We start from the raw sequence: 26,295 nt of genomic DNA, 5'->3' as shown, positions 1-26,295 counted from the left end.
CGCAAAGATATGTCGGCTAACAACTTATGTCAAGGCGGAAAATAGAATGGTTACATATAATACTAAGCCATAATCTTCACAGAGAAAAGATATATCACCACATTCAAACCATTTATTTCACTACAATAGGAATCATTTTACTATCCATGCGATTATCCCATGATATATGCGATATAAATAACAGAATCTTCTATAAAATAAATTATACGATGATGAGGATACTCTAATAAAGAACGGTATTGCTTCTCTCTACCTACCAATAGTTCTTCTACCTTACCTAATTGAGGATTAGACTGTAAAATACGAACAGCATTCAATATGCCATTTCGAAACTTATCTGCAGCTTTCTGACCTAAATTCTTCTTATACCACTGAAATATAGCCTTGAAAACATCTAAAGCTTCTTCATCCCATTCAACTTGAAACTCTACCACGACATTATTCTCTTTAAGGCTTCTTCATTACACACCTTTTTTCCCTGAGAAAAATTCTTTTCTACACGGTCTAAAATTGTATGAAGTTCATCTATTGAACAACAACCTGGTATAGATGTAGAACTTGAATAAGCTCCATATTCAGAGGTTGGTTCTGACACATGTGAAAGATATTCTTTCTTCTCTTCTATATCATGAGATTCTTTCTTTTTCATTTTATGAATTATTTTATACCACAAAGGTAACAAGTAAATCCGAGAATAGATACTAATCCATAATTATTTTCCCTTAAACCGATAAAAAAGGACGTTAATCAACATACCCCCTAAAACTGATATATCAACCATCTTCACAGACAGTTGATATATCTTACATACAAACACATATCAGCTTTTACGCTAATATGAGGGATAAGTCAGGAATATACCGCTGTATTCTTCCCAACTCGTATAATGCAGGGAATTCATGAATATATCATGAGTTCAGGGACCTACATATTTCTTTGATATTCCTTTAAATAGTTCGTAATACCTTCCAGCAATATATTCGTGACACACTGCTTCCCTTCTTCCGAGAGAAGGAATTCAACATCCTCCTTATTATCCTGAAAGAAATTCTCGACCAGCACTGCCGGACAATTCGTTTTCTGACAGATATAAAGATTGGCAGTCCAATACAACTTTTGTGGAGACGGACGACGTACTTTCACCTTCATGTTCAAGGCAGCTTGTGCCAATTGCCGGGCAAGCCGTTTGCTATTCATTGAAGCATTGTTACCAACAAATACGCTCCATCCGTTTGCAGACATCCACTCAGCACCATTCCCCATCGCATTGCAATGGATTGATACCAATATAGCCTCTTTGCCGAATGCATTGACACGCTTCACACGCTCAGATAACGTCACATCATTTTCTTCCGGCACAATACGCATAGCATCAATGCCTTCATTTTGTAATCCGGTTACCACTCGGTCTGCAATCTCACGAGTATATGCATACTCCTTCAAACGACCGTCAGGCGAACATTTGCCGGAAGTTTCCTTGCCGTGTCCGTTATCTATTAATATTTTCATGTGTAGATGGTTCTATTTTTGATACGCTCCGTCCTTGGCCTCAAATATCACCGAAGGCTCAAATACTTCTACTGTATGCCATGCACCTTTGGGGATTTGACAGCCATACTTGGCTTCTGCAGGATTGAGGTGAATACGTTGTACTTCTTGATACGACACCTTGCGAGATACATCTTGAGCATCCATACCTTGTAGAAGTCCTGCCATATCATTCTCATATGAAACAACCTCTTCATAAATAATTTCGTCCAACTTACCACACAAGCAGATTACAGTTTCTGTAGTATCTTCATGGCGATGGATAGGCACTTCAGTTCCTGGCAACAATGCATTGAGCATGCGTTGGCTGGTATCAGCAGATGAAGTACGTAGGTCAAAGCTCTGACGCAAACGTGAATTTTCTTTAGCCTCTGCAAAGAGAGTTTCAAGCATTTTTTTATTTATTTCCATACTATATATTCAATTATTGGGCATTCGTTTTGCTCTTCTAGGGACAAAAAAGTAGAAGCAAAATATCCATATAGCTTTTAAATATTTCATACATAAAATATTAATAACGTCTCAACACCACTTGGAACGCCTCTGCGTAACTGCATCCCCATTGACTACCTCGCATTGCAGCCAAACCTGAAATATACTCATTGCTACGAGGATGAGGATATGGACGCATGACACCACGGTACATAGCCAACGCCTCGCATTTGGCATCCACACCTTCCTTACCCACCTCAACATAACAGTTAGGACGAAATAAATTCATGGCATCATTGATTGCCCACTCGCTACATGAAGGTACTTCCATATACCAAAACTCCTTCACAGACTTTATATTTGACTGGCGCTGAAACAAACGAACAGCCTCCTGACAAGCCATGGAAGTCTGCAAATGATCATTGTTTGTATCTGCAGGATGATGTGTAATGATAATATCCGGCTCACTCTCACGTATTACACTTTCAATAAATTGTACCAATTTCAAGTGAGGAACAGTATTCATTTCAATATTTGGGAAAGTTCCTTCATATATTTTACTTACACCCAAAAACTTATTTGATGCATTTGTGTCATCTTCCAATTCGTTATCTCCTAGACGAAACGCACGAGCCTTTGCTTCCGTACACATGATAGCTACATCCACTGTCTGTCCTTCACGAGTCCATTTATACATAGATGCACCAGCACCAAGAGTCTCATCATCTGGATGGGCTACTACAAGTAAGTATTTCATAAATTTAGATTTTAAATGTTACTTTTCCATTGTTTCTTTCGCATCATTTATAAACTCGTTCAGCATCCATGTACATTCCTTACCGAACAACGCATAAATAATACAAATCACTGTATATATAATCATTTTCAAATCGTAGAAGATACCTGCTTTTTTCACGTATGTATATTCCAATTCACGACGTGTAGGATATACTTTTTCCATATATTCCTTTTCATCCGTGATTTGGTCCCCATATATAAAATCATACAAAGCAGCAGGACCACTCAATCCTACAGGTACTTTTGCAGCCTCATTCCATTTGCCATAACGAAACATTTCAAACTGATCTTGAGCAACAGGACGAGGACCAATGATTGACATTGTGCCATTTAAAATATTTAACATCTGTGGTAATTCATCAATCTTCACTTTACGAATAAAATGACCAAATGAAAAGATACGTTCTTCATCAGGTCTTAAAGAAGCCTCCGTTGCCGCTTTTACTGCCCGCATAGAACGGAACTTATACATTTTAAAAGGTTTATTATCTTTACCTATACGATGTGCTATATAGAATATCGGTCCCCAATCGGAAACTAAAATACCAATAATACTAATAATCCACAATGGTGAAGTGCCAATGATACCTATCAAAGCACAGATAAAGTCAAAAATTCGCTTGATTAATTTGTAAAACATAATTTATTGAAGTTATGAATATCCTTTTAGTTTAGCCAAATAAAATAGCATTGTTCCCAATTTGGCGTTAGTAGGCAAATTTGAGCATTCCCCTTTTTATATAGTATCATAATCGATACCTTATAAAAAACACTCATAAAATTATTGGATTTTAACGGTACCTTGTTCTTCATACAGAACCTTCTACCAACACACTGACTGGTAAAACCTCCATCTAGTACTTAATATAAAGTTTTTCTAAATCTTCACTACTGTACATAAGGATATTTTTACTTCAGCAGTAAAGATATGGTTACCCAATTAAGCACCTTTTTGAATACTTACTTAATTTCTAATTATTTTTTTAATTTTGCTTTTCTGAAACTTGGGTTCAGATACTTCAGTATACCAGCAAACATACCAGCAAGCATTGGCAATGGATCATTCCATGCACCATCATGGTAACTTACTTCCTTGCCAAAAAAATTGAACCAAGACGGTCTAAACTTGAATCTGTCCTTTGAGAACAAGAACCACATCACATCCAACCCCATCCAACGAACCTGCTTTCCAATCTTATATTCGAACTTAGGCATCGGCTCATTAAACTCATCTGCAACGAACACTTTACCGAAATCCACTCCAGCGGCAAAGGCTGCCTGAAAACTCGATGGCACACGAGGATTAATCTCGATAATCTTCAATTCATGTGTCTGCACTTCTTCCAACACATCAAAATCAGCAAAGCCGACCCAATTCAGTTTTTGCAAGACTTCTCGGCATTGATTGAGCAAATACTCATGCTCAACCGTCTCACTGTAACAGCTGCTGCCACCTTTGATTGGGAAGAACCTGCGGATCTTTATAATGGTGTAGTTGTCCATATTGCCCTTCTTGTCGCGATAGAGCATCACGTTATAATAGTAATCTGGTTGCTCCACATACTGCTGCAAAGTGCATGCACCAAAATGCTTATGTACATCTGGATATTTCTCCATCAGCTCTTTCATGTTGTCCACACGCATAATACCTTTAGCTCCTTGCGACAGATTAGGCTTAATCATAGCGGGAAATCCTACATAGCCAACCACCTGCCTAATCTCATCGGCTACCTCTTGAATATCTCTAAATCCAACCGGCAGCCCTCTTGTATGCGGATGGCAGAGCCCATACTTTTCGCATAGCTCCATTAGCTTCTGCTTATCATTGGCAATATTGAAGACCTCAAAAGACAGTATAGCACACTTCAAATGAAACTTCTCTTCTATTATTTCTTTATTCTTACTCAGAAAATCCGCACCATCGTCAGCAAGTGGAATAATCAAGTCCACCTGATGCAGCCCCAAATAATCGTAGAGAAACGACTTGAACTCAACAGTATGCAATGTAATATCAGGCGATTGATGTTTTTCACTCAACCATCTTGTAGCATATCCGCTTGTCATCTTATGGTTACAGAAGCCAACCACACGATGCCCTTGCTTCCTCAGAGAACGAGCCAAACAGATAGCCTGAACCCCCTCGGCATTTATCAGAAGAATATTTTTCATTTTTGAGACTCTTTATATAGCTTTAATCGATCCTTGACAAATTCACACTGATAAAGTTGAGAGTCAAACTCATCCTTGACTTTATTATAGCAATTTTGACTCAGTCTAGCGTATTCTCCAGTATCCATACTCAACGCATCTTTCATTGCCCCTCGCAGGCTATCCGTTGATTTTGCCTCACAAACTATGCCGTTTTCACCATGATGGATAAACTCTGTTGGCCCCTTGATATTGCTAACGATTGTCGGCACGCCAAATGCAGCAGCTTCTAATGCTACAGAACCAAATCCCTCTCTATAGCTTGGAAAAACAAAAAAGTCAAATGCCGCATAAAACTTAGCCGGATTGCTCACAGATCCTGTGAAGTGGATCTTCGGATGCTCTTGGGCCTTTTTAAATATTTCTTGGTTCAGCCTTTCTGTTTCATAATAGGGACCTACGATAAACAAAGACACATCATTGTCGCTATCAAGCGACATGAATGCCTCGAGCAACTCATTTATTCCTTTCTCTGGTACTATACGTCCAACAAATCCTAATACTCGATCATTATGAGGAATGTCATACTCATTACGTATTTCTTCACTCCATTTTTCTTTTTTAGAAATGTTAAACTTTTTCAAATCCACTCCACAAGCACTACCATGAAATATCACATTTCCTTTTTTACGAGAATACAGTTTTTCTGCAGTTGCAAACTCCAGATTACCAAAACTATCAGGCTGCACACGGGTTGAGAACAAACAAGTCACCTTGACCATCGTCTTATAGAACCATTTCTTAATACCAGTATAATCTGTATAAGAAATCCCCCACTGGCAATAGATTCTGACTGGAACTCGGGCAAGCCAGCTTGCTATAGAGCCATACAATGCAGCATTGGAAGATGTATATTGTACGATGTCGAACTTCTCTTTCTTAAAAACTTTATATAGCATACGAACACTTTTAATCACTTCTAAAGGAGACACATTTCCCCTTGACATCTTTTGTGGTAAATATGTTATACCAGCCAAGCTCTCACCGTCAAACATATCACTTAGCTCACAGATGATATATGATTCAAATCCGTTTTTTGCTGCATAGCGTAAATTATCCAACATAAACCACTTGATACCCTGAGCCTTGGTAGCCACACCTGCTATCTTGATTTTTTTCTCCATTACGTTTTCTTGTTATGAATCATGTAAATTAACTTTTTAGGCAGCAACCACGATACAATGGGTTTCAAAATCCATGGATATAGAAACAGTGGCATTTTGCATGCATTAAACCCAAGCCACATAGTCTTTGTAGCTCCCCACGTCATATTCCACGAACTCTTCTTGCTGTAATCTGACAAACTGTCATGATAACGCAATACTGGCTCCTGAAGGTTATATCCTCTGAATCCTTTGGCATAGAAGCGAAACCACATATCATAGTCCTGCCCTCGCTTAGTGCGGTCGCTCACTATATAACCATTCAGTGCATCGTATACCGATTTGCGCATCATGATGGTGGGATGAAAGAAGGGTACACCCTTGGCTAAATACTCTTTCCGTGGTTTCTCGGGATTGAAGATGGTCTTCTTTACCTTCTCACCATCAAACAACATCACACCACCACCTACGACTGCTAAATCTGGATGTGCATCAAGAAAAGCCACCTGCTTCTCCAGACGGTCAGGCAGGCATAGGTCATCAGTATCCATACGAGCGATATACTCGCCTTGGACATACTTCAAACAATGATTCAGAGAATAAGCCAAACGACTATTTTTCTCGTTGCGAATCACTCGAATATTAGGATACTTCTCGGCATACGACTTTGCTACATCGAAGGTATTGTCCGTCGAGCAGTCATCGCAGATTATTAACTCCCAATCTTTACAGGTCTGCTGTAGTACAGAATCGATGGATGCGGATAATGTGGAAGCAGCATTGAAGGCTCCCATTATTACTGAGACTTTCATTTTTAATTCAACATTACATTAAAACTATATGGAACAATATGTCCAATCTTAGAAAGGTATATATAGAAATATCCTAAATGGCCTACTATAGCAATCAACCAGAATACTGCATTTAGAGAAGTGACTCGATGTTTGTGCAGGTATGCCCACAGAATTATTGTAGAGACCTGGAAGTATGCTGCAAGTCGGGTAACCTCTCCATACAAACCAGACAAAATTACAACTACATAAATCAAACTACCAAAAATCAACATATTCAGCAGGACATCATAATTCCTAATATACTCTGCCTTGATTTTTGACCGTTGCAAAATAAAGAACACACTCAGAATCAAATAAAAAACTGTAAACATTTCTCCACCGCCTTCATGTTCTGTATATACACTATATCGGTCCTCAATCGTAGCAGCAAAGGTCATAATTCGTGGAATGATAGCACCCGTTACCAAACCGCCAACAATAATCAATGCCAAAACCTTATTGGAAAATGGCAGTCTGAAGAAAAAGTATAGTGGTAAGGCTACAAGAGCTGTTTGGTGAAACAAGGCCGCAATACATACTGTAATGGCATACCTCTTAAAATCCTTATTAAGCAGATACGGTATCGACAACATATAAATACCGATTGCTACCGCCTGGCGAGAAGCAGCAAATGCAAACAAATAGAATGCCAAAGTAATATATACAAATAAGGAAAGAGTCTTTGATTTCGATAATTGATTTATCACTCTTAATGCAGCAGCTGTACAGATAATACCCACTGCGGTAAGAATTATAAAATAATGCTCACCCAAACGTATCAACAACAAATTCAACAAATTCCATCCGGGCTCAGTAGAGAATCCTTCGAGTGTATCAAGAGACAATGAATAGTTAGCCTTGTCCAAAAAACTGCGACAATAACCACCTGTATCCGTTCCCACCTCTGCACTTCTAAATCCAATTAATACTATCAAAGGTATAGCACAAAGAACCAAAAACAATTTGTTCTGGCTCTTCTGATAGACGGCCATAAAAATCGATGCTAATATTAAAACTACGAAATAGGGTGTCATATCAATAATTATATTTATTCAGCAAAGTTTCTATCACTTCACGGTGGGCATCACAACGCACAAGATTATTGGTCACATTCAACTGCCATTTGGAGTAAAGCAGTCGTACCAACTTATTTCGAAGCAGACGATTCAAGCGATTAGTCTGCAAGCCGTGACCATAAAGCATAGAAAGATAGAGGGGTTCTATTTCATTGCAGAACTTCTGCCATTCAGCCTCGATAAAGGCCATATCTGTGATTTTGGCTGATCGCTCCATAAAAGGTACCATAATACCATCGGGATTTGACGAAAGACTGATCAATCCATTGCTTTGTGTCTCCAAGGCCGTAAACACAACGCTTACTTTATCCTCAACACTAACTGTTAACACCAGACTTTCATTCCACTTATCATCGCCCTTCCTGTAACCAAAAATGCTATTGCCCTGACCGTACAGAATAGTTCCACCATGATACTTTTCGTAGGAACCTATGCAATGACTATGCTGGACCAACACCACATTAGCTCCCGAGTCCACAAACTTTCGACATTTCTTCCGAAGCAAAGGGCTGGGATAGCGATAATTCTCTATACCGCCATGAAACAACACAATAACACAATCCACCTGTGCCTTCAACTGACGTATGCGATCATAGTCTTCGAACACATCCAACGCCTTGGCACCCATCTTTCCGTTTTTTGTGTAGTTGAATTCTCGTTCTGCAAACGATGCAAAACCTATCTTCTTGCCCTTCACTTCAACTATCAGCGGAACGGAAGCTGCCTGCTCGTCGACACCAGCTCCGAATGTACGGATGTGGTGTTGCTGGCAAATGTCCAAGGTAGAACATATACCCTCATCTCCGCAGTCGCGAATATGATTGTTGGCAAGGCTCACAGCCTTCAAACCCGCATCGGCTATGGTAGCCATGCATTTAGTACTGCCATACAGCACCGGTCCGCATTTCTTTACCGGAGTAGGGTGGTCAGTAATTGCACATTCCAAATTGGCAATGCAATAGTCTGCCTCCTTGATTAGGGGAAGCACATTGCCAAACAAACTCTCACCAGAGCCCGACTCGAATGCCTCCTTGGTATCATTGGTTGGGCAAATATCTCCAAATATCAGTATCTTACTCATGTAGTTTCTTTATTACCTTCTCGCGTTTGTTATAATAGATGACATTAGCAGGAACATCCTTATTAACCAATGAACCAGCAGCTATCACACTACCAGAACCAATATGTACGCCTTTGAGGATGATTACATTATCGCCTATCCAGACGTTATCACCTATAACGATTTCTCCGTACGTATAACCAGCCTCCTTCATATTACCAGCCACATGTATTTCATGATCATGGTCATACATAGAAACGTGAGGTGCTATCATCACATTATTTCCGATGGAGATCTTGTGATGGCAAGTGATGATTGTATAAAAACCCATGGATGAGTTATTCCCTACTGTAAACTGACCATGACCGGCAACTGACAATATCACACCATCTGCAAAATTAGAAACTGCTCCAATTTTTGCAGATGCACCTTTTCTGATACGAATTGTTGCAGTACGAGAGACGTGGGGCAATCCAGTAAACTGCAAACTTCTACCAAAAGCGAACTTATAAAAGAATGCCTTGATTAGCCCCAATACAGAGGGGTATGTATATAAGAATCGACGTAACATACTTATTCTTTTTCAAGTTTCCACATTTCGCCTACAATCGCATCATACTCAGCAGGCACAAAGTCGGGAGCTCCGCCAGCAGGAAAGAAAGTCAATTCACCAAAATAAATCTTTCCACACACTTGGTAGAGGTCAACACGAACGTATTGGAAGGGTTTACAGAGATCACGTACAATTTTCTGCATCTCATCATACATCTGAGGGCGTGGGACATTGATGTTCGGATTGTGTGGGAGCTCCTTCCCGAAAGGCATCAGGTTCCAATCCATATCGTAGAAGTTGCGGGTGTTGTGCTCAGTTCCACGCCCCACTTCCAACTGCATAAACCTAGATTCACCATTGAAACAGTAAAACTTATAATCACGTAATTCTCCAGTCTCATCTTCAAGGTACTTCTCGGCAATGATGTGCCTTGGCATGCTTTGATACACCCACTCACGTCCGCTCCATGCTATGGTTTGGTGAAGCCAAGTGTGCATCATCATCTTTGCTTGCCATTTACACAATTGGCTCTTGTCTTTCACAATGATATTATGTCCGCTGCCATGAGTATCTTTCAGCACAAACTGATTAGGTAGAGCATTAAAGTCAATCTCCGACACATTTTTATATACTCCTAACAGATCATTCAGCAAATGTCCATAACCAACACTTTCTATATATTCTCGTACCGTATATTTATTTGCGACTTTCTCCATTAAAGGCTTACGAGCATACAACTTATACCACTGTAGTTTTTCGCTAAACAACTGCGGATCTTCCATATTAGCAGGACGGCCTCCAGTGTGCTTGCGATAGTAACAATCAACAGCTTTTTCGTCAGACACTACTATAGGCATCAGCCAGCTCATAAAACAGTGATAAACACTTATTGGATATTCTAACCAAAAACTTCTTGCCATAGTTCTTATTTATCGTTACAAATCATATTCAAATACTTATCTTCAATGTCTTTTATCATTGACACAGAGTTGTATCCTCGTTTGTCAAAGGCGGCTACGATTTCTTCATGCGTCGGTTCTTCCTCTTTTCTCTTTCGTCCAATCTCCTCCGCCCATGCATTAACGTCATCCAGCGGAAGAAATCTCACTAGCCCCAACTTTACATCTACTATCTGTGGAATACCTGTTGACAGTAGCGTAGATATGCCAGCAGCTTGAGCTTCGATGGCTGCCATTCCAAAACCCTCGGTGGTGGATGGCATCAGAAACACGTCAAATGCCTTGATGTCGTGCGCTACATGGGTGGTGTTGCCCATAAAGTGAACTTTGTCAGTGATGCCAAAACTCTCGGTCAGTGCCACCAATTCGGCACAATAGGCATCCTTCTGGGCATCAAAGCGACCGTAACATACAAAGTGTATCTCCATGCCTTGCTGATTGAGGAGAGCTACAGCCTTAAGTGCCAACTCATAGTTTTTGATGCGAGCCACACGCCCTACCGAACCTACCACAAACTTACCTTCCATACCTATGGCAGCCTTTGCCTCTTGCACGTCCTCGGGCGTAGAAAAGTACTTCTGCACATCAATCATGTTGGGGATAATCACCTCATGCTTCCAAGGATAGAACAGTCGTCTCCAAGCCTCGTGCGAACAAGCCCAATAATGGTTGGAATAGGTATTAACGTATGCTCTCAGCACTTGCAAAGTAAACTCTTCTTTCAGGTTACTAATGAGGCCACCCTTGAAGCGGATATCGGCATGACAATGGCTAATACGGCATTTAATGCCAACTTTCTTTGCTGCCATACAGATAATACCTCCATTGGCATTCAGGTGGCTGTGGAGAATGTCAATCTTACCTAATTTGCTTACATATTCCTTGAATTTGCGACAATATCCGCTGATACCTAAACTGCCCACAGATGGAATATAGACAATCTCCACTCCTAGGGAGTGAATCTCATCATCGAATATACCTTTCTGTATCTCACCTTGATAATGCACCATTAGGATATAGCGTACACGACCAGTCTGGTGGCGGAAAATCTCCATGATGAGCGTCTCCGTACCACCGGTATTCATCGTTCCATTTGCTATTAGTATGGTTGGTTTATGTTGTTGCATAGTTTATTTCTTATTCACCTCAAACAGTCCCATCACTCTCTGATAGATTGAAGCCAGTATATATGATGTTATTAATATGGTCAATGTGACGGGTATAAACCAAACAATAAACGAGTTCTGATCCGTATAGAACCTCTCCATCACCTGTGGGTATATCAGTTGGTCGCAGAGATAGGAAAAGAGGAACATCTCGTAGCTGGCAAGCGATACGCTAGTCACCACCTTCCCGATGGCCTTGGTCTTGATATCTACCTTATACAGACTGACGAACAGAAGCGTCATAGCTATATAGCCTGGGAGTGCGTAATATGGTCCAAATAAATTCGGCAAATTACCCTCATTACATACAATATTGATTTTCAACCAATTAGTCAAAGGATATTGTAGATATATTGCACAAATAGCCAAAATAGCCAAAACTTTACGCTTGATCACGGGTTGAAAATATCGTATATATGCTCCCGTAAAATACAGTAGCACAGGGAAACACATCTGCCAGTAGTTGGGTACAATACGAAACTCTCCCCTATCCACCAATGGAGGCAAGCTGGTCATGAAAATCAGTACTGCAAAGAGTCCATATATCAACTTCTTTTTATCCGAGTTGAATACCTTCTCCACCACTATATTCAGGAATGGTACACACAGGTATAGACCGATAAACATCTCTACATACCAAGCATAGCCAATGGTCTTATACCCCAAGGTACCAAAAAACAACTCCTTGATAGAATGATCAGCCGACAGTACTGCCCATGTCAGAACTGAGATGATGGCATAAGGTATCAGCACTCGCTTGATGTTCTTATAATATTCTGAGGAAAACTCCTTCCGGCAATTGAAATACCCCGTAAGCATCAAGAACAAGGGTACACCCAAGTTGCAGAAGAACGCCTTTAGGCATCCTTGCAGCAGCATACTTCCACCCTCAAATAGTACCTGATTGTAAGGTGTATTGACAGTGAAGAAATGACCACAAACCACACATACGATGGCCAACGTGCGGATTATATCAGGACCAATTTCTCGCTGCTTCATTATATTTTGATTTTTCGGTAAATAGTGCGCGCCAACATCAAACTGTCGTATTGCAACTTTGCAAGCAGATTTCCCATCATGTAGCCTTTATAGAAAAGATTGGTTCGCTTGCTCAAAGCGCATGCAGGAGAATTGATATAGGCGATAGCATCAGTATCCAGTCGCTCACGAATCATCTGCATAGCATCCGGTTGTAGTTCTGGCTTGATATAATCATACATGCCCTGAAGCAGTCCAAGTCTGCTCCGAAGGTATTCATCCTTGTAGGTCGCATAGAGATTGTTCCTCTTCAGATATTCGCCAGTGATATCCATTACGTATGCCAAAGAATAGACACTCTTATCCTTTCGGCTGGTAGTATTGAACGGATTTTGGCGATAGTATGACAAGCGCTCAGGAAGAACTGCAACTTTATCAAGAACAGTAACTAGATGCCACCATACAGGAATATCCTGTTTGGTTAAACCCTCTGGGAAATGTACACTATGATCACGAAGCACCTGTGTACGGATCAGTTTCAAACACGTGAAGGCAGGACACTTCAAGAGCGCAATCTTGTCTTTCGGTTCAAAGCCGATGAGGTCAGACGGTTTATTAAGAAGTTGCGGCAGGTCTTCATCCCTATAGAAAGCGCAATAGTCCCACATCACAAGATCTGCATCCGTTTTAGCAGCTTTTGTGTAAGCCTTCTCCACCATATCCAGAGCGAAAAGATCATCGCCATCAAGCATAAGTATATACTCACCTTGCGCCAACTCAATGGCACGATTTCTCGAAACTGACAACCCTTGGTTCTTAGGCTGCTTCACTAGTTTAATACAACTATACTTTTGGGCATACTCCTGCAGAATATCAAATGTCTTGTCTTTCGAGCAATCATCAATACAGAGTATCTCCAAATTCTGATACGTCTGGTTGATAATCGTCTCCAGTGACTGTCGTAAATATGATTCTACATTATAAACTGATAAAGCAAGGGTTATTAAAGGGTAACGCATAATTTAAAACTTCCCCTAAAGAGATGGGAATATATTTTATTATTAATTTATTTATGATTAGAACTATTATTAGAGCCAATGTTACTCTTAATTGACTGTGAAAATACAACTCTATTGATTATTGATATCATTACGATATCATATATATGATGACGATACCTTTGAGAATATCAAACTGATTAAAACGTACTATTTATATTTATGAAGTTTTGAAAGAACTAGTTCCTTAATCATTACTCTTTCTGATTTTGAGCAATCTATAAACAGTATCGCAATTAATCCAATAACCAGAGTACAAAAACATAGGACTATAAAGCCTGCCCAACCATCCGCTCCCCATTTATATAGCAACTGAACTCCTAAAGACAATACTAATGAAACCAGAAAAAGTCGGAATACCATGGCAAAATATTTTTTTAGCGATAAATCTATCAATTTGTAGCATCGCTCTATAGTCAGTAGCCAATAAAACAAAGATGACACTATCAACACTACAAACGGCCAAAAGCTATTCTGATCTAAGTTCAATATAAAATAAGATAATGGCAAGACTAACATAAATATACAGCCACTCCAAAACTGATATTTCGCTACCTTACCAGTAGCATGTATAGCGGTCATTAGCGGATTTGCCAATACTATAAACAATTGACCAATTAAGACTAATCGAGTAAAGGCTACAGAATATTGAGGAATCTGCCCTAACCATAATTTGAAAATCAAGGGAGTTTCATAAAGAAATACTAAAGATACAAGAAACATCATATAGTACCCCAATCTGGTTGATATATTCAACAATTTCAACATTTCTTCAGTTTCGTTGGCTGCATAAGATTTTATCAGCTGTGGACGCATAGCCGTATAAAAATTCTGAACCAAAGTATTAACAGCCCCCTCAACTTGATATGCAATACCTCTAGACGCATTCACCACAGGACCAAAGAATATGTTAAGAAGAATATTAACACCTTGAGCTTTAAATATATTCGATAATGCCCCCCAAACGCCCCAACCGGCGAAGCCACCAATTTCTTTTATCTTATTTTTATCATATATATATATATACTTAGTTTCCTCAAACTTCATTAAGCAATAAACCATATAAAAAACAAATACAGATACAGATAACAACATTATGAAGAAACCATATATAATCAACTTATCTCCACCCAAAGCCAAAATCGAATAAATCAAAGCTAGCTTCAATAAGGATTCGGCAATCGAAACATAGGCATATACCCCCATCTTTTCACGCGCAATGATAGCTGCATTAAATGGGGAACTAAGAATAGTACACAAAAAGGAAATGATAGAGAACTGATAAATCCAATTAGCAGCTACCATTCGCTCGTCAGGGATCACCAACTTATTGTTAATAAACCACAATCCTAAAGTCTCTGCTAAAACTAATAATATAACACAAACCCCAATATACAAAGTCATGCTGTTACAAAAGATAGAATGTAAATTCTTTTTATCCCCTTTTCCTAATTCGAATGATAAGAATCGTTGTGTGGCAGATGAGAGTGAGTTATTTAAAAATGCAAGCATCGTCACTACTCCACCGACAACATTATAAATTCCATAGTCTTCCTCTCCTAATGCATTTAAGACTATTCTCACAGAGAACAATCCTATAAACATAGTAAGAGCCATTCTGAAATACAGAAACACAGTATTCTTCGCTATTCGTTTATTATTTGATTGAGTACCTGACATTATTATTTGTATAAAACGAAACTCTTTCTTATTCGATGTACGTGATGGTATTAAACCATAGGCAATAGCCTCACCTATGCACGCACTTATCCATTACCTCTTACAAGCGAGCATCAACAATGCTACGGTCAAGAGTACACTTCACATCGAAGATAACATGCTTCTCTTTGAGGAGGGCAAGTACATCAAGACCTTCGAATGCTTTGTGTGCAACGGCTGCAATGACAGCATCGTACTTTTCTGCAGAGAGTTCATTCACGACTTCAATATCATACTCGTGCTTTGTAATAGTAGGATTAGCCCAAGGATCGTAGACAGTTACATTAACATTATACTCCTTGAGAGCTTTGTAGATGTCAATAACCTTGGTGTTGCGAACGTCAGGACAGTTCTCTTTGAAAGTAAAACCGAGGATGATGACCTCTGAGTTGAGCACCTGAATACCTTTCTTGAGCATATGCTTTACAGTCTCGGTGGCTACATACTCGCCCATACTATCATTCATGCGGCGACCTGCAAGAATGAGTTCTGGATTATGACCATGACGCTGAGCACACTGGGCCAAATAGTAAGGGTCAACACCGATGCAGTGACCACCTACGAGTCCAGGACGGAATGGAAGGAAGTTCCACTTGGTACCCGCCGCTTCAAGTACATCAAGAGTATCAATGCCCATCTTAGTAAAGATGTGTGAGAGTTCATTGACAAAGGCTATATTGATGTCACGCTGGCTATTTTCAATAACCTTAGCTGCCTCTGCTACCTTTATAGTAGGCGCAAGGTGAGTACCAGCAGTAATAACAGAAGAATAAACCTCATTCACATACTGACCAATCTCAATGGTAGAACCTGAAGTTACTTTCTTGATGTGTTCTACAGTATGTTGCTTATCACCTGGATTGATGCGCTCAGGTGAGTAACCTGCGAAAAAGTCTTCGTTGAACTTCATTCCACTAACTTTCTCTACTACAGGGATACACTCATCCTCAGTAACACCAGGATATACGGTAGATTCGTAAATGACTACATCCCCCTTAGAAATCACTTTACCCACAGTAGTAGAGGCCCCATAGAGAGGGGTAAGATCGGGATTATTATTCTCATCTACCGGAGTAGGAACAGCTACGACATAGAAATTACAATCGCGAATCTTCTCAATGTCAGCTGTACATATAAAACCATGGTTGTTGATAGCATCCTGAAGAAGTTCGTCACTAACCTCGAGGGTGGCATCGTGACCTGCCATAAGTGCTTCGCAACGCTTTACATTCATGTCGAAGCCTATAGTCTTGTACTTGGTAGAAAACAAACGGGCTAGTGGAAGACCTACATATCCGAGGCCAATCACACATATTTTTGTCTCTTTCATTTTGTTATGATGATTTATTATTTCTAGTGTTTGCTTACAGATTCTCTTTATACCATTGGATTGCAGCTTCAATACCTTTCTCGAAACTCCAGTCGGGTTTGTATCCGAGAAGTTCCTTTGCCTTGGAAATGTCGGCATTGGAATGTTTAATGTCGCCTGCACGGTTAGGTCCGAACTCTGGCTCCATATCTACCCCAAGGGCTTTGGTCAGACCATAGTAAATGTCAATGAGGTATTCGCGACCACCATATGCAATATTGAATGCCTGACCAGCTGCCGATGATGGTGCGAGACATGCCTTAAGATTGGCTTCAATAACGTTCTCTATGTAGGTAAAGTCGCGTGATTGCTTACCATCACCATTGATGAGACACTTCTGCCCGTTGATGAGAAGTTTGATAAACTTTGGAATAACGGCTGCATAAGCTCCGTCAGGATCCTGACGACGACCGAAGACATTAAAATATCGCATACCATAGGTATCGAGTCCGTAATGACGAGTGTACTGCTTGGCCCACTCTTCATCACAACGCTTGGTTACTGCGTAAGGGCTAAGAAGGTTGCCTTCAATACCCTCTTTTTTCGGAAGATTTGGTTCATCACCATAAACAGACGATGATGATGCATAAACAAACTTCTTCACTCCATTCTGTCGGGCAGCTTCAAGCATATTGAGAGTACCTTGAATATTATTGAGAGAATAAAATAACGGCATTTCGATAGAACGAGGAACAGACCCCCATGCAGCCTGATTGAGTACATAGTCAACATCTTTACAAGCAGTCATACAGGTATCAAGTTCCTTGATATCACCCTTGATGAACTCGTAACGAGGATTGCCGAGAAACATATCAACATTCTTCTGTTTGCCAGTAGAAAGATCATCGAGTGCACGCACACGATATCCCATCTCAAGGATTGCTTCACATAAGTTGCTGCCAATAAAACCTGCAGCTCCAGTTACGAGAAACAAAGAGTTCTCGGGAAATTTCAAATGTCTGTAAGCCATAATTGCTTTTTATTTACTTTATAATTTTATTCTTTTCGTTGTTACCATAATATTTTGCATACCACTCAGCAAACGCTCTCAAGCCATCACGAAGTGGCGTATTCGGCTTAAAGCCGAAATCTTGATCCAAAGGTGTGGTATCGGCATATGTAACAGGAACATCTCCCGGCTGCATAGGTACCAATTCTTTGTGTGCTTCGAAATCGTAGTCTTCAGGAAGCACCTTTGCAGCAATAAGTTCTTCCTGAAGAATGGTCACAAAGTCAAGAAGATTTTCCGGAGAGTTATTGCCTATATTGTATACTTTATAGGGTGGTATCGGAAGTCCGTCCTCTCCATTCTGTTTCTCAGGGGCATGCTGCATAATGCGGACCACACCTTCAACGATATCATCTACATAAGTGAAATCACGTTTGCAATTTCCATAGTTGAAGATCTTGATTGTCTCACCTTTGACCAGTTTGTTGGTAAAGCCAAAGTATGCCATATCAGGACGGCCCGCAGGACCATAAACCGTGAAGAAACGCAAGCCGGTACTCGGTATGTTGTAGAGCTTGGAGTAGGCATGGGCCATCAGCTCGTTGCTTTTTTTAGTGGCGGCATAGAGGCTGACCGGGTTATCCACCTTATCATCCGTTGAATACGGCACTTTCTTGTTGCTGCCATAGACTGACGAGGAAGAGGCATAGACAAGATGTTCCACTTCGTGGTGACGACATGCTTCAAGGATGTTATAGAAACCGATGAGGTTGCTTTGGATATAGGCATCAGGATGGGTGATACTATAACGCACACCTGCCTGAGCTGCAAAATTCACAACAACAGCAGGTTTGTAAATAGTGAAGATATTCTCAACAACCTCACGCTTAACAATGGAATCTTCAATAAATATCCAATCACGATTGAGAACTTGAATATCACTTAGACGTTCCTTCTTGATATTGATATCATAATAATCTGTCATAGAATCAATTCCAATGATCCTAATATTCTTTATGTCATGGAATAAACGTTTAACGAGGTTTGAGCCAATGAAACCTGCTGCACCAGTGACAAAAACTGTCTTGCCATCGAGATTTATGTTACACTGTACCATATTAGTCACGTCTAAATATATCTCTTGTATATACCTTATTCTCAACATCGCTAAGGCATTCGTCAAAACGATTAGCAATAATTGCCTTTGAGAGGGATTTGAACTCATCAAGGTTGTTTACTACACGTGAACCGAAGAATGACTCACCATTAGGAAGAGTCGGTTCATAAATAACAATCTCTGCCCCCTTTGCTTTGATACGCTTCATAATACCTTGAATAGCACTTTGTCGGAAATTGTCGGAATTACTTTTCATAGTGAGACGATATACACCAATAATGCATTGGTGTTCTTTACTTATGTCCCACTGACCATTTTCGCTATAGTACCCAGCCTTCTTTAGGATGGCATCAGCAATATAATCCTTACGGGTACGGTTAGACTCTACAATGGCAGTCATCATATTCTGAGGAACTGAAGCGTAATTTGCCAGTAGCTGCTTAGTATCCTTGGGCAAACAATAACCACCATAGCCGAATGAAGGATTATTATAATGTGTACCTATACGTGGGTCAAGCCCTACCCCTTCTATGATTGCCTTGCTATCCAATCCCTTAATTTCAGCGTATGTATCAAGTTCATTAAAGTAGCTAACACGTAATGCTAAATAAGTGTTGGCAAAGAGTTTCACAGCTTCCGCTTCTTTCATACCCATGAAGAGTGTATCTATATTTTCTTTGATAGCACCTTCTTGTAAAAGAGCAGCAAATATCTTTGCTGTTTCCTTAAGCATCCCAACATCAGTCACAGACTCTATTGCCTCATTTTCTTCAGCAAACTCTGGACGACTAATTATCTTCGGATAGCCAACGATAATACGGCTTGGATAAAGATTATCATAAAGAGCCTTGCTCTCACGAAGAAATTCCGGAGAAAATAACAAATTGAAATTCTTAACTCCCTTCCGAGCATATTTCACATAAAGGTTACGAGTATAGCCTACTGGAATCGTTGACTTGATTACCATAATCGCATTGGAATTCGCCTCAAGCACAAGATCAATAACCTCCTCCACACGACTCGTATCGAAGTAATTCTTTACCGGATCATAATTCGTCGGAGCGGCAATCACTACAAAGTCGGCATCGGCATAGGCCGACCTACCATCCAAAGTGGCAGTAAGTCTCAGAGGCTTTTCAGCTAGATACTTCTCGATATAATCGTCTTGAATAGGAGAAATCTTATTGTTCAGTTTCTCCACTTTCTCAGGAATCACATCAACCGCCGTCACATGATGATGTTGCGACAACAGTGTCGCTATGCTAAGCCCTACATAGCCTGTACCAGCTACTGCGACCTTAATGTCCTTGAAATCACGCATATTTTGTTTGATTTAGTTATTCTTTACTTCCATGTTTCTCTCCATACCCGTAACCATAACCGTAACGTTTACCATAGCCATAGTACTTGCCATATTTACCATAACCATAATAATAGCCGTACTTTTTCTTCTGAAGATCCAAACCATTGATGACAATACATAGATTAGGCAATTTATTATTCTCTGCAAGTTCATTTATCAAAGTAAACTCTGCCTTACGGGTATAATCGGCACGACAAACATATACGGATAAATCTGCAGTACGTCCTATAAGTAAAGTATCCGTTACCATACCCACCGGTGCCGTATCCAGTATCACGTAATCAAAATTCTTCTTCAGTGTTTCAACAGCCTTCTCCAACCCGTCACGAGCCAACAACTCAGTTGGATTAGGCGGAACTGTTCCACCGGGAAGTATAAACAGATTCTTGTTTATGTCAGAAGACTGTACCAAATCCATCAGATTTATAGTCGGATTAGTCAGAAACTGAGTTATACCATGCTCCTTTTTAGGGATATTGAATACTTTATTCAAACCAGGTTTACGGATGTCTAATCCTACTATCACAACCTTTTTCCCCAACAAAGAGAGACTGATTGCCAGATTAGCTGATACAAAAGACTTTCCTTCACCACTGATTGTAGAAGTTACCAAAATCACGTTCCTACCTTTTTCAAGCATAAACTGAAGGTTGGTACGTACATTCCGAAAGGTCTCACTCATTAGATTATTCTTATTTTCAAATACCGCAATAGAACCCGCCTTTTCGTCTGCTAACGGGATATCACCGACAACAGGAAGCAAAGCCAGCTTTTCAACATCCACACGACCTTCAATCTTGAACTTGGTCAAACCTATCAAATAAATAATACCTACTGGAAGTCCCATTCCTACTACTAAGGAAGCCAAATAAATCATCAACCGCTTGGGAGAAACCGGATTGTCATCTGCTAACGCTTCATCAATAATCTTTGCATTATTGGCAGTAGCAGCCAAAGTGATAGCATTTTCTTCACGTTTCTGAAGCAACATCAAGTAAAGTCCCGCCTTAATTTCCTGCTGACGGGCAATACTCACAAACTGGCGTTCCTGAGTAGGTGCATCATTGATACGACGTGAATAACGCCCTGCTTCACGGGCTAAATCTTCCTTGGTAATCTGTAATCCTTTCAATGTGGCATTCAAGGTAGCCTGCACATTACTTCGCATGGCACGAATACTGGTATCCAGGTTGATTATGGTCGGATTACTCTCTGTCGAGGTACGCAACAAACGTTTTCTTTCAACCAACATCTGATTATAACGATCTATCGCACTGGCTGATGCTGCATCCTGCAAGCCGATATTACTTGGTAATACTTCATATTCATTACCTTTCATATAGCGTTGCAAATCCATCACCAAGTTTATCTGGGTCTGATTTTCCACACGTTTCTTTTCATATTCAGCATTACCCGCCAAGGCTATTTGTGCTTCACTGCTCAAATCAGTAATGCCCGCACTACGCTTGAAATTCTCCAAATCCTGTTCCGTACTGCCTAATTCTTTAGAAATAATGCCTATACGTTCGTCAATAAATTCAGCTGTTTTCTGGGCCACCTCATTCTTGTCATTATTGGCATTAATATTATATGTCTCAAGCAATTTATCTATATAATCCTTACCACGCCGGGTATTAGAGTTTTTAAGTGAGACTACCACTACGGAAGTAATTTTCGAAGTTGGGGCTATCGACAAAGAATTGGCATATCCCTTCGCCACAGAAAAAGGCCGATTGATAAAAGCAGTGATATGACGTTCTTTCGTCACACTTTCCGGACGAACTGATGTTATTGTATCATTATTCGTAAAAAAAGCGACTGTACCTTCATCAGTTGGAAACACGGCAGGTAGTTTCTCAAACCGTTTCCGATATTCCTTCTCGCCTACTTTAATTTGTACATCCATCGCACCCGCAGGCTGCAAAACCATACTTACTTCCATTCTCCCTGGGAGTTTGTCCGCTTCCTGCGGAGTCAGGCTCACCAAAACAGGAGAAGTGCGGTACAGTTCTTGAATAGGGAATTCATCTTTATCCATATAAGTAACAAACAATCCCAAGCGATTCACTACCTCTCTTGCCAATGACTTCGAACGAAGAACTTCTATCTCATTGTCTACATTTTTAGAAGAGGAGACAAACCCGTCTAGTCCCATCCTTTCCAGTTCAGAGGACATGTTTGCACCGCCTCCTTTCTTTTCATCCTTAATCAGGACAGTAGCAGAAATATTATATATAGGTGTTGTCAGACGTAAGTAGCCCCATACAACAGCCACGCAAATGATTACAGAAACCACAAACCATGGCCAATGAATCAAATAACGGAAAAGGATTTCCTGAATATTAACCTGTTCTCCGGTCTGTTCTCCGTATTTTTCTTTTCTTTCCTTGATCATACGATGCTACTATCTGAAAATTGTTACTAATAAACTTGCCAATGACACCAGGATAGAAGTGGCAGAGAACCAGAGGCTGGTACTGTTGCCAATATCCGAGTTGCGCGCTTTAGCCTTGTTGGGGGTCACATAAACAATATCGTTCTGTTGCAACCAGTAATAAGGGGAAAGGATTGTCTCTGCTTTATTCATATCCAAAGTCACAATTTCTTGTTTACCGTCAGCGTCTTCGCGAATCAGCTTTACATTGTCACGAAGTCCCCAAACGGTCATGTCACCTGCCATAGCCAAAGCTTCCAACAGATTCACTTTCTCATTACTGATAGTGAATGTACCGGGGCGGGCAACCTCACCTATTACGGAGATTTTATAGTTTACCATACGGACAGTGACTATTGGAGTTTCTTTCATATAAGATTTCAGCTTTTCCACAATCATTGATTCCGCTTGTTTCTTTGTCAAGCCGCCTACTTTCAATTCACCTAAAACCGGGAAATTGATTTTACCTTCATTATCTACAAGATATTGCTGTAATGCTGGTTGAGAAGTTGTATTTGATATAGTTACATTATTTTGAGTAGCTACTGTCAAATTGAATGGGACTGCTAACTCCGGACTAGTACACGACACCACAATAGTAAGTAAGTCTTTCGGCATTATCTTAGCGTCATACAGATTTTTCTGTTGAGTCACCTGTTCCACCACTTCTGAATCTTGCAAATAAGGAACTTTTTTATAAGATTGGCAGGAAGCTAATAGAAACATCACAACTAGGCAGAAAGCCACTGTTCTACCCATTCCTCGTACACTCGCATTATTGCAAAATGATTTATTCATAAGATTTTCAAGTTTACTATTCTTTATCCAGTGTCTCAAATCTCGGAGAATTCTTTGATTTGAATTCAGGTACTACTTTCTTCATCAACCTAACAGTATCCATAATCTTCACAGTACGAGATAGTCTCTCAAACTCTTCATACGTATCAAGAATATCAGCATATTCATACCGGCGCACTTTAGCTATCATAATTTTCTTATTTTCAGTTGGAAGCGTGTTTTCTTTATCACTCAACACTTCCTCATAAAGTTTTTCACCAGGGCGCAAGCCTGTAAATTCAATTTTTATATCTTCACCAGGGCGATAACCGGCCAGCTCAATCATACGGGTAGCCAAGTCGACAATCTTTACAGCCTTCCCCATCTCAAAGACAAAAATCTCATTACCCTCTCCCATTGTTGCAGCTTCCATCACCAAGCGGCAGGCTTCGGGAATGGTCATAAAGAAACGGATGATATCAGGATGGGTAACTGTAACAGGACCGCCATTTTCTATCTGTTCCCTGAAACGGGGAATAACCGAACCGTTACTGCCCAATACATTACCGAAACGGGTCGTAATGAATTTGGTATTGCCTTTCACCTTTCCTTCACAAATTGCACATCCCAAACTTTGCACATAGATTTCCGCCAGACGTTTGGAACAACCCATCACATTGGTAGGATTAACGGCTTTATCGGTAGAAACCATGATCATTTTTTCAGCACCATATTCCACCGCCATATCAGCAACCTGACGCGAACCTGTGACATTCACCAGAACAGCTTCGCAAGGATTTTCCTCCATTAATGGGACATGTTTGTAAGCAGCAGCATGAAAGACGATTTGAGGATGGTAATTTTCAAACACCATGCGTACACGTTCTTTCACACGCACATCACCAATCACAGGTATAAAATCTATAGTAGGATAATTCTTTTCAAATTCAAGACGGACATTATGCAAAGGGGTTTCTGCAGAATCAAACATGATAAGTTTTTGAATACCCATCTGTACTAACTGGCGACAGAGTTCACTACCAATACTGCCAGCAGCACCTGTCACCAATATAGTTTTCCCTCTGAATTCTTCTGCAACCTGACGGAGATTGATATTAATCTCAGCACGTCCCAACAAATCTTCAATCTTTATAGGACGTACCCATTGATGAAAGTTTCCATCAGAATCCGCTTCACTGATAGTAGGTGCAATCAGAGTTTTAAGAGCATTGCTTTTACAGTATTCCAAGAGACGATTTTCTTCCAAACGGGTATCTTCATAACGGGCAAATAGAATGCCACGAATCCCCCGTTTACGCATTATATACTCAACATCCGATTCATTTTCAAAGTAATAAATGGGAAGGTCCGTCAAGCGACGCCTGCTATTACCTTTACCATACGTATAAAAACCTACAACCTTATAATGCGCACTATCACGGAGACGAAATTTCAAGGCTACACTCTTTTCATCAATACCATAAATAAGAATGCGCGTATTCTTCTTATTCACCCAATCCAACAAAGAGTCATAAACAATTATCAGTGAAACACGGAAGACTGTCAGTATCACCAAAGTTAATAAACCATCAAACAAGAGATAGGATATTCTATAATTGTCCGGCAATTCTGTCTCATAAATAACCCAATAAGAAATAACCGCCAGACAAGCAATCTTGAACAGGACGGCACACATAACACGCCAAAGTTCACGTGCTTGGGAAAAACGAATCGTATTACGATAAGTGTGGAATATTAAAGCCCCAGCAATACTTGACACAAAAGATACACAAACAAGTTTGCAAAGCATCCAGTCTGTTATTGGGAGATGTGCCATATAATGAATTACGGCATAAGCTACCAATGAACATAATACAGATATTACCGTATCAATACCTAAAATTACCCAATAGCTGAAATAGTTTTTACGGGCATATTGTACTATACCCTTCAATGTCTTTTCCATTGTAGTATAAACGAATAAAATTGCGTATCAGAGATACAATCAGAAATTAAAATCAAAGCCTCACCGGCTCTACATATCCTATCGGCATGTCAGCACAGGCACATCCGAGCATATTAAGCCGGACGGCGATCTTGCTTCTACCGTCTACCGTAACAAGTTCACCCACAAGTCCCATCAAAGGACCTTTGATGACGCGAACCTTCTCACCACGTGCCAAAGGAGCACTGTTCATACAGATTGCTTCTTCTGAATAATCAAGCATAAAACGGAAACGAGCCATCTGATCATCAGGAATTACAGTCGGACTGCTCTCACCACGCATTATCATATACCGACTTACTGTAGAAAAGGAAAGAACTTCTTTGCGTTCTTTTACATCAGCGTGTACAAACACCATCATTGGAAGAAGCACTGATTCAACAACTTTACGGCGGTCACTCCACTGGTGAACCTCCTGTTGAACCGGAACAAAATTTTCAATCCCCATTTTTGTCAAACGCTCTGCAACTTTCTTTTCGTGATGCATACGAACCAAAGCTACATACCAGCGTTTAGAGTGTGCTACGCCTTCCCCTGTCCCATTACTAGGCCCAGCAATTACTGATTTTGCTTTTGTTAAAATCATGTTTTTTTACCCCATATTTGTCCGTTACTTCTTAGGTAACGGATAAGTCACATACAACAATGAAAAAGGAAATTACACACATAGACAGGGGAAAAAAGATAAAAATGCCTAATAATCAACGAGAAGATTCTTCGGATTAGGCAATAAAAATGATTGAACATGAAAAATCTACGATTTCATGTTCGGGTAGTTTTTTGCCCTATG

25 protein-coding genes are annotated in these 26,295 nt (G+C 40.1%); all 25 read right to left on the bottom strand.

Annotated elements, in window-relative coordinates:
- Positions 1-152 precede the first annotated feature (152 nt).
- On the bottom strand, positions 153-434 hold the full coding sequence (locus tag RDN93_RS14365) for a type II toxin-antitoxin system RelE/ParE family toxin (protein ID WP_308746148.1): 282 nt from the start codon (positions 432-434) through the stop codon (positions 153-155).
- Positions 428-649 (bottom strand): hypothetical protein, encoded by a 222-nt coding sequence (locus RDN93_RS14360; RefSeq protein ID WP_308746147.1) that lies wholly within the window; start codon positions 647-649, stop codon positions 428-430. Before RDN93_RS14360 ends, RDN93_RS14365 begins: the two co-directional genes overlap by 7 nt.
- Before the next feature lie 275 nt (positions 650-924).
- On the bottom strand, positions 925-1,509 hold the full coding sequence (locus RDN93_RS14355) for an N-acetylmuramoyl-L-alanine amidase (RefSeq protein ID WP_308746146.1): 585 nt from the start codon (positions 1,507-1,509) through the stop codon (positions 925-927).
- A 12-nt stretch (positions 1,510-1,521) separates the two neighbouring features.
- The gene (locus RDN93_RS14350) at positions 1,522-1,959 is read right to left on the bottom strand and encodes a WbuC family cupin fold metalloprotein (RefSeq protein WP_308746145.1); all 438 of its coding nucleotides are present in this window, start codon (positions 1,957-1,959) and stop codon (positions 1,522-1,524) included.
- 100 nt (positions 1,960-2,059) lie between these two features.
- Positions 2,060-2,737, bottom strand: coding sequence for a PIG-L family deacetylase (locus tag RDN93_RS14345; protein WP_308746144.1), 678 nt, complete (start codon positions 2,735-2,737; stop codon positions 2,060-2,062).
- Positions 2,738-2,755: 18 nt separating this feature from the next.
- Positions 2,756-3,418, bottom strand: coding sequence for a sugar transferase (locus RDN93_RS14340; protein WP_308746143.1), 663 nt, complete (start codon positions 3,416-3,418; stop codon positions 2,756-2,758).
- 335 nt (positions 3,419-3,753) lie between these two features.
- Complete coding sequence (locus RDN93_RS14335; protein ID WP_308746142.1) at positions 3,754-4,947, bottom strand: ATP-grasp domain-containing protein; 1,194 nt, start codon at positions 4,945-4,947, stop codon at positions 3,754-3,756.
- Entirely contained in the window at positions 4,944-6,110 is a 1,167-nt protein-coding gene (locus RDN93_RS14330; RefSeq protein WP_308746141.1) for a glycosyltransferase, read from the bottom strand. Before RDN93_RS14330 ends, RDN93_RS14335 begins: the two co-directional genes overlap by 4 nt.
- Positions 6,110-6,901, bottom strand: a complete 792-nt coding sequence (locus RDN93_RS14325) for a glycosyltransferase family 2 protein (protein WP_308746140.1) — start codon at positions 6,899-6,901, stop codon at positions 6,110-6,112. Before RDN93_RS14325 ends, RDN93_RS14330 begins: the two co-directional genes overlap by 1 nt.
- Before the next feature lie 2 nt (positions 6,902-6,903).
- Positions 6,904-7,914, bottom strand: coding sequence for an EpsG family protein (locus RDN93_RS14320; RefSeq protein ID WP_308746139.1), 1,011 nt, complete (start codon positions 7,912-7,914; stop codon positions 6,904-6,906).
- A gap of 43 nt (positions 7,915-7,957) precedes the next feature.
- Positions 7,958-9,079 (bottom strand): CapA family protein, encoded by a 1,122-nt coding sequence (locus RDN93_RS14315; protein ID WP_308746138.1) that lies wholly within the window; start codon positions 9,077-9,079, stop codon positions 7,958-7,960.
- Entirely contained in the window at positions 9,072-9,629 is a 558-nt protein-coding gene (locus RDN93_RS14310; protein WP_308746137.1) for an acyltransferase, read from the bottom strand. Before RDN93_RS14310 ends, RDN93_RS14315 begins: the two co-directional genes overlap by 8 nt.
- Before the next feature lie 2 nt (positions 9,630-9,631).
- The gene (locus tag RDN93_RS14305) at positions 9,632-10,480 is read right to left on the bottom strand and encodes an ATP-grasp fold amidoligase family protein (RefSeq protein WP_308746136.1); all 849 of its coding nucleotides are present in this window, start codon (positions 10,478-10,480) and stop codon (positions 9,632-9,634) included.
- Between the two features lie 56 nt (positions 10,481-10,536).
- Complete coding sequence (locus RDN93_RS14300) at positions 10,537-11,697, bottom strand: glycosyltransferase (protein ID WP_308746135.1); 1,161 nt, start codon at positions 11,695-11,697, stop codon at positions 10,537-10,539.
- Between the two features lie 3 nt (positions 11,698-11,700).
- On the bottom strand, positions 11,701-12,735 hold the full coding sequence (locus RDN93_RS14295; protein ID WP_308746134.1) for an acyltransferase family protein: 1,035 nt from the start codon (positions 12,733-12,735) through the stop codon (positions 11,701-11,703).
- Positions 12,735-13,733, bottom strand: a complete 999-nt coding sequence (locus RDN93_RS14290; protein ID WP_308746133.1) for a glycosyltransferase family A protein — start codon at positions 13,731-13,733, stop codon at positions 12,735-12,737. Before RDN93_RS14290 ends, RDN93_RS14295 begins: the two co-directional genes overlap by 1 nt.
- Before the next feature lie 189 nt (positions 13,734-13,922).
- Positions 13,923-15,389 carry a lipopolysaccharide biosynthesis protein gene (locus tag RDN93_RS14285; RefSeq protein ID WP_308746132.1) on the bottom strand — a complete coding sequence of 489 codons (1,467 nt, stop codon included), beginning with the start codon at positions 15,387-15,389 and terminating at the stop codon, positions 13,923-13,925.
- 163 nt (positions 15,390-15,552) lie between these two features.
- Complete coding sequence (locus RDN93_RS14280; RefSeq protein WP_308746131.1) at positions 15,553-16,821, bottom strand: nucleotide sugar dehydrogenase; 1,269 nt, start codon at positions 16,819-16,821, stop codon at positions 15,553-15,555.
- 34 nt (positions 16,822-16,855) lie between these two features.
- On the bottom strand, positions 16,856-17,830 hold the full coding sequence (locus RDN93_RS14275; protein ID WP_308746130.1) for an SDR family oxidoreductase: 975 nt from the start codon (positions 17,828-17,830) through the stop codon (positions 16,856-16,858).
- Between the two features lie 13 nt (positions 17,831-17,843).
- Positions 17,844-18,926 (bottom strand): NAD-dependent epimerase/dehydratase family protein, encoded by a 1,083-nt coding sequence (locus RDN93_RS14270; RefSeq protein ID WP_308746129.1) that lies wholly within the window; start codon positions 18,924-18,926, stop codon positions 17,844-17,846.
- Between the two features lies 1 nt (position 18,927).
- Positions 18,928-20,247: a UDP binding domain-containing protein gene (locus tag RDN93_RS14265; RefSeq protein WP_308746128.1), complete on the bottom strand. Its 1,320-nt coding sequence runs from the start codon at positions 20,245-20,247 to the stop codon at positions 18,928-18,930.
- Between the two features lie 16 nt (positions 20,248-20,263).
- Entirely contained in the window at positions 20,264-22,684 is a 2,421-nt protein-coding gene (locus tag RDN93_RS14260; RefSeq protein WP_308746127.1) for a polysaccharide biosynthesis tyrosine autokinase, read from the bottom strand.
- 9 nt (positions 22,685-22,693) lie between these two features.
- Entirely contained in the window at positions 22,694-23,521 is an 828-nt protein-coding gene (locus RDN93_RS14255; protein ID WP_308746126.1) for a polysaccharide biosynthesis/export family protein, read from the bottom strand.
- 16 nt (positions 23,522-23,537) lie between these two features.
- A complete protein-coding gene (locus RDN93_RS14250) occupies positions 23,538-25,466 on the bottom strand; it encodes a nucleoside-diphosphate sugar epimerase/dehydratase (RefSeq protein WP_308746125.1) in 1,929 nt (642 codons plus the stop codon).
- Between the two features lie 52 nt (positions 25,467-25,518).
- The gene (locus tag RDN93_RS14245) at positions 25,519-26,091 is read right to left on the bottom strand and encodes a UpxY family transcription antiterminator (RefSeq protein WP_308746124.1); all 573 of its coding nucleotides are present in this window, start codon (positions 26,089-26,091) and stop codon (positions 25,519-25,521) included.
- Positions 26,092-26,295: the final 204 nt, after the last annotated feature.

The sequence above is a fragment of the uncultured Bacteroides sp. genome (assembly GCF_902491285.1).
Classification (GTDB): domain Bacteria; phylum Bacteroidota; class Bacteroidia; order Bacteroidales; family Bacteroidaceae; genus Bacteroides.
Note: the sequence above shows the minus strand (reverse complement) of the source record. Positions and strands in the feature narration are given on the sequence as shown.

Excerpts from the sequence above, each read along its gene's own strand:
- RDN93_RS14245 (WP_308746124.1), bottom strand. The coding sequence starts at position 26,091 with ATGATTTTAACAAAAGCAAAATCAGTAATTGCTGGGCCTAGTAATGGG.
- RDN93_RS14305 (WP_308746136.1), bottom strand. The coding sequence starts at position 10,480 with ATGAGCTGGCTGATGCCTATAGTAGTGTCTGACGAAAAAGCTGTTGAT.
- RDN93_RS14360 (WP_308746147.1), bottom strand. The coding sequence starts at position 649 with ATGAAAAAGAAAGAATCTCATGATATAGAAGAGAAGAAAGAATATCTT.
- RDN93_RS14295 (WP_308746134.1), bottom strand. The coding sequence starts at position 12,735 with ATGAAGCAGCGAGAAATTGGTCCTGATATAATCCGCACGTTGGCCATC.
- RDN93_RS14250 (WP_308746125.1), bottom strand. The coding sequence starts at position 25,466 with ATGGAAAAGACATTGAAGGGTATAGTACAATATGCCCGTAAAAACTAT.
- RDN93_RS14275 (WP_308746130.1), bottom strand. The coding sequence starts at position 17,830 with ATGGCTTACAGACATTTGAAATTTCCCGAGAACTCTTTGTTTCTCGTA.
- RDN93_RS14315 (WP_308746138.1), bottom strand. The coding sequence starts at position 9,079 with ATGAGTAAGATACTGATATTTGGAGATATTTGCCCAACCAATGATACC.
- RDN93_RS14355 (WP_308746146.1), bottom strand. The coding sequence starts at position 1,509 with ATGAAAATATTAATAGATAACGGACACGGCAAGGAAACTTCCGGCAAA.
- RDN93_RS14280 (WP_308746131.1), bottom strand. The coding sequence starts at position 16,821 with ATGAAAGAGACAAAAATATGTGTGATTGGCCTCGGATATGTAGGTCTT.
- RDN93_RS14320 (WP_308746139.1), bottom strand. The coding sequence starts at position 7,914 with ATGGCCGTCTATCAGAAGAGCCAGAACAAATTGTTTTTGGTTCTTTGT.
- RDN93_RS14285 (WP_308746132.1), bottom strand. The coding sequence starts at position 15,389 with ATGGCTCTTACTATGTTTATAGGATTGTTCTCTGTGAGAATAGTCTTA.
- RDN93_RS14290 (WP_308746133.1), bottom strand. The coding sequence starts at position 13,733 with ATGCGTTACCCTTTAATAACCCTTGCTTTATCAGTTTATAATGTAGAA.
- RDN93_RS14265 (WP_308746128.1), bottom strand. The coding sequence starts at position 20,247 with ATGCGTGATTTCAAGGACATTAAGGTCGCAGTAGCTGGTACAGGCTAT.
- RDN93_RS14345 (WP_308746144.1), bottom strand. The coding sequence starts at position 2,737 with ATGAAATACTTACTTGTAGTAGCCCATCCAGATGATGAGACTCTTGGT.
- RDN93_RS14335 (WP_308746142.1), bottom strand. The coding sequence starts at position 4,947 with ATGAAAAATATTCTTCTGATAAATGCCGAGGGGGTTCAGGCTATCTGT.
- RDN93_RS14330 (WP_308746141.1), bottom strand. The coding sequence starts at position 6,110 with ATGGAGAAAAAAATCAAGATAGCAGGTGTGGCTACCAAGGCTCAGGGT.
- RDN93_RS14255 (WP_308746126.1), bottom strand. The coding sequence starts at position 23,521 with ATGAATAAATCATTTTGCAATAATGCGAGTGTACGAGGAATGGGTAGA.
- RDN93_RS14350 (WP_308746145.1), bottom strand. The coding sequence starts at position 1,959 with ATGGAAATAAATAAAAAAATGCTTGAAACTCTCTTTGCAGAGGCTAAA.
- RDN93_RS14270 (WP_308746129.1), bottom strand. The coding sequence starts at position 18,926 with ATGGTACAGTGTAACATAAATCTCGATGGCAAGACAGTTTTTGTCACT.
- RDN93_RS14300 (WP_308746135.1), bottom strand. The coding sequence starts at position 11,697 with ATGCAACAACATAAACCAACCATACTAATAGCAAATGGAACGATGAAT.
- RDN93_RS14325 (WP_308746140.1), bottom strand. The coding sequence starts at position 6,901 with ATGAAAGTCTCAGTAATAATGGGAGCCTTCAATGCTGCTTCCACATTA.
- RDN93_RS14340 (WP_308746143.1), bottom strand. The coding sequence starts at position 3,418 with ATGTTTTACAAATTAATCAAGCGAATTTTTGACTTTATCTGTGCTTTG.
- RDN93_RS14260 (WP_308746127.1), bottom strand. The coding sequence starts at position 22,684 with ATGATCAAGGAAAGAAAAGAAAAATACGGAGAACAGACCGGAGAACAG.
- RDN93_RS14310 (WP_308746137.1), bottom strand. The coding sequence starts at position 9,629 with ATGTTACGTCGATTCTTATATACATACCCCTCTGTATTGGGGCTAATC.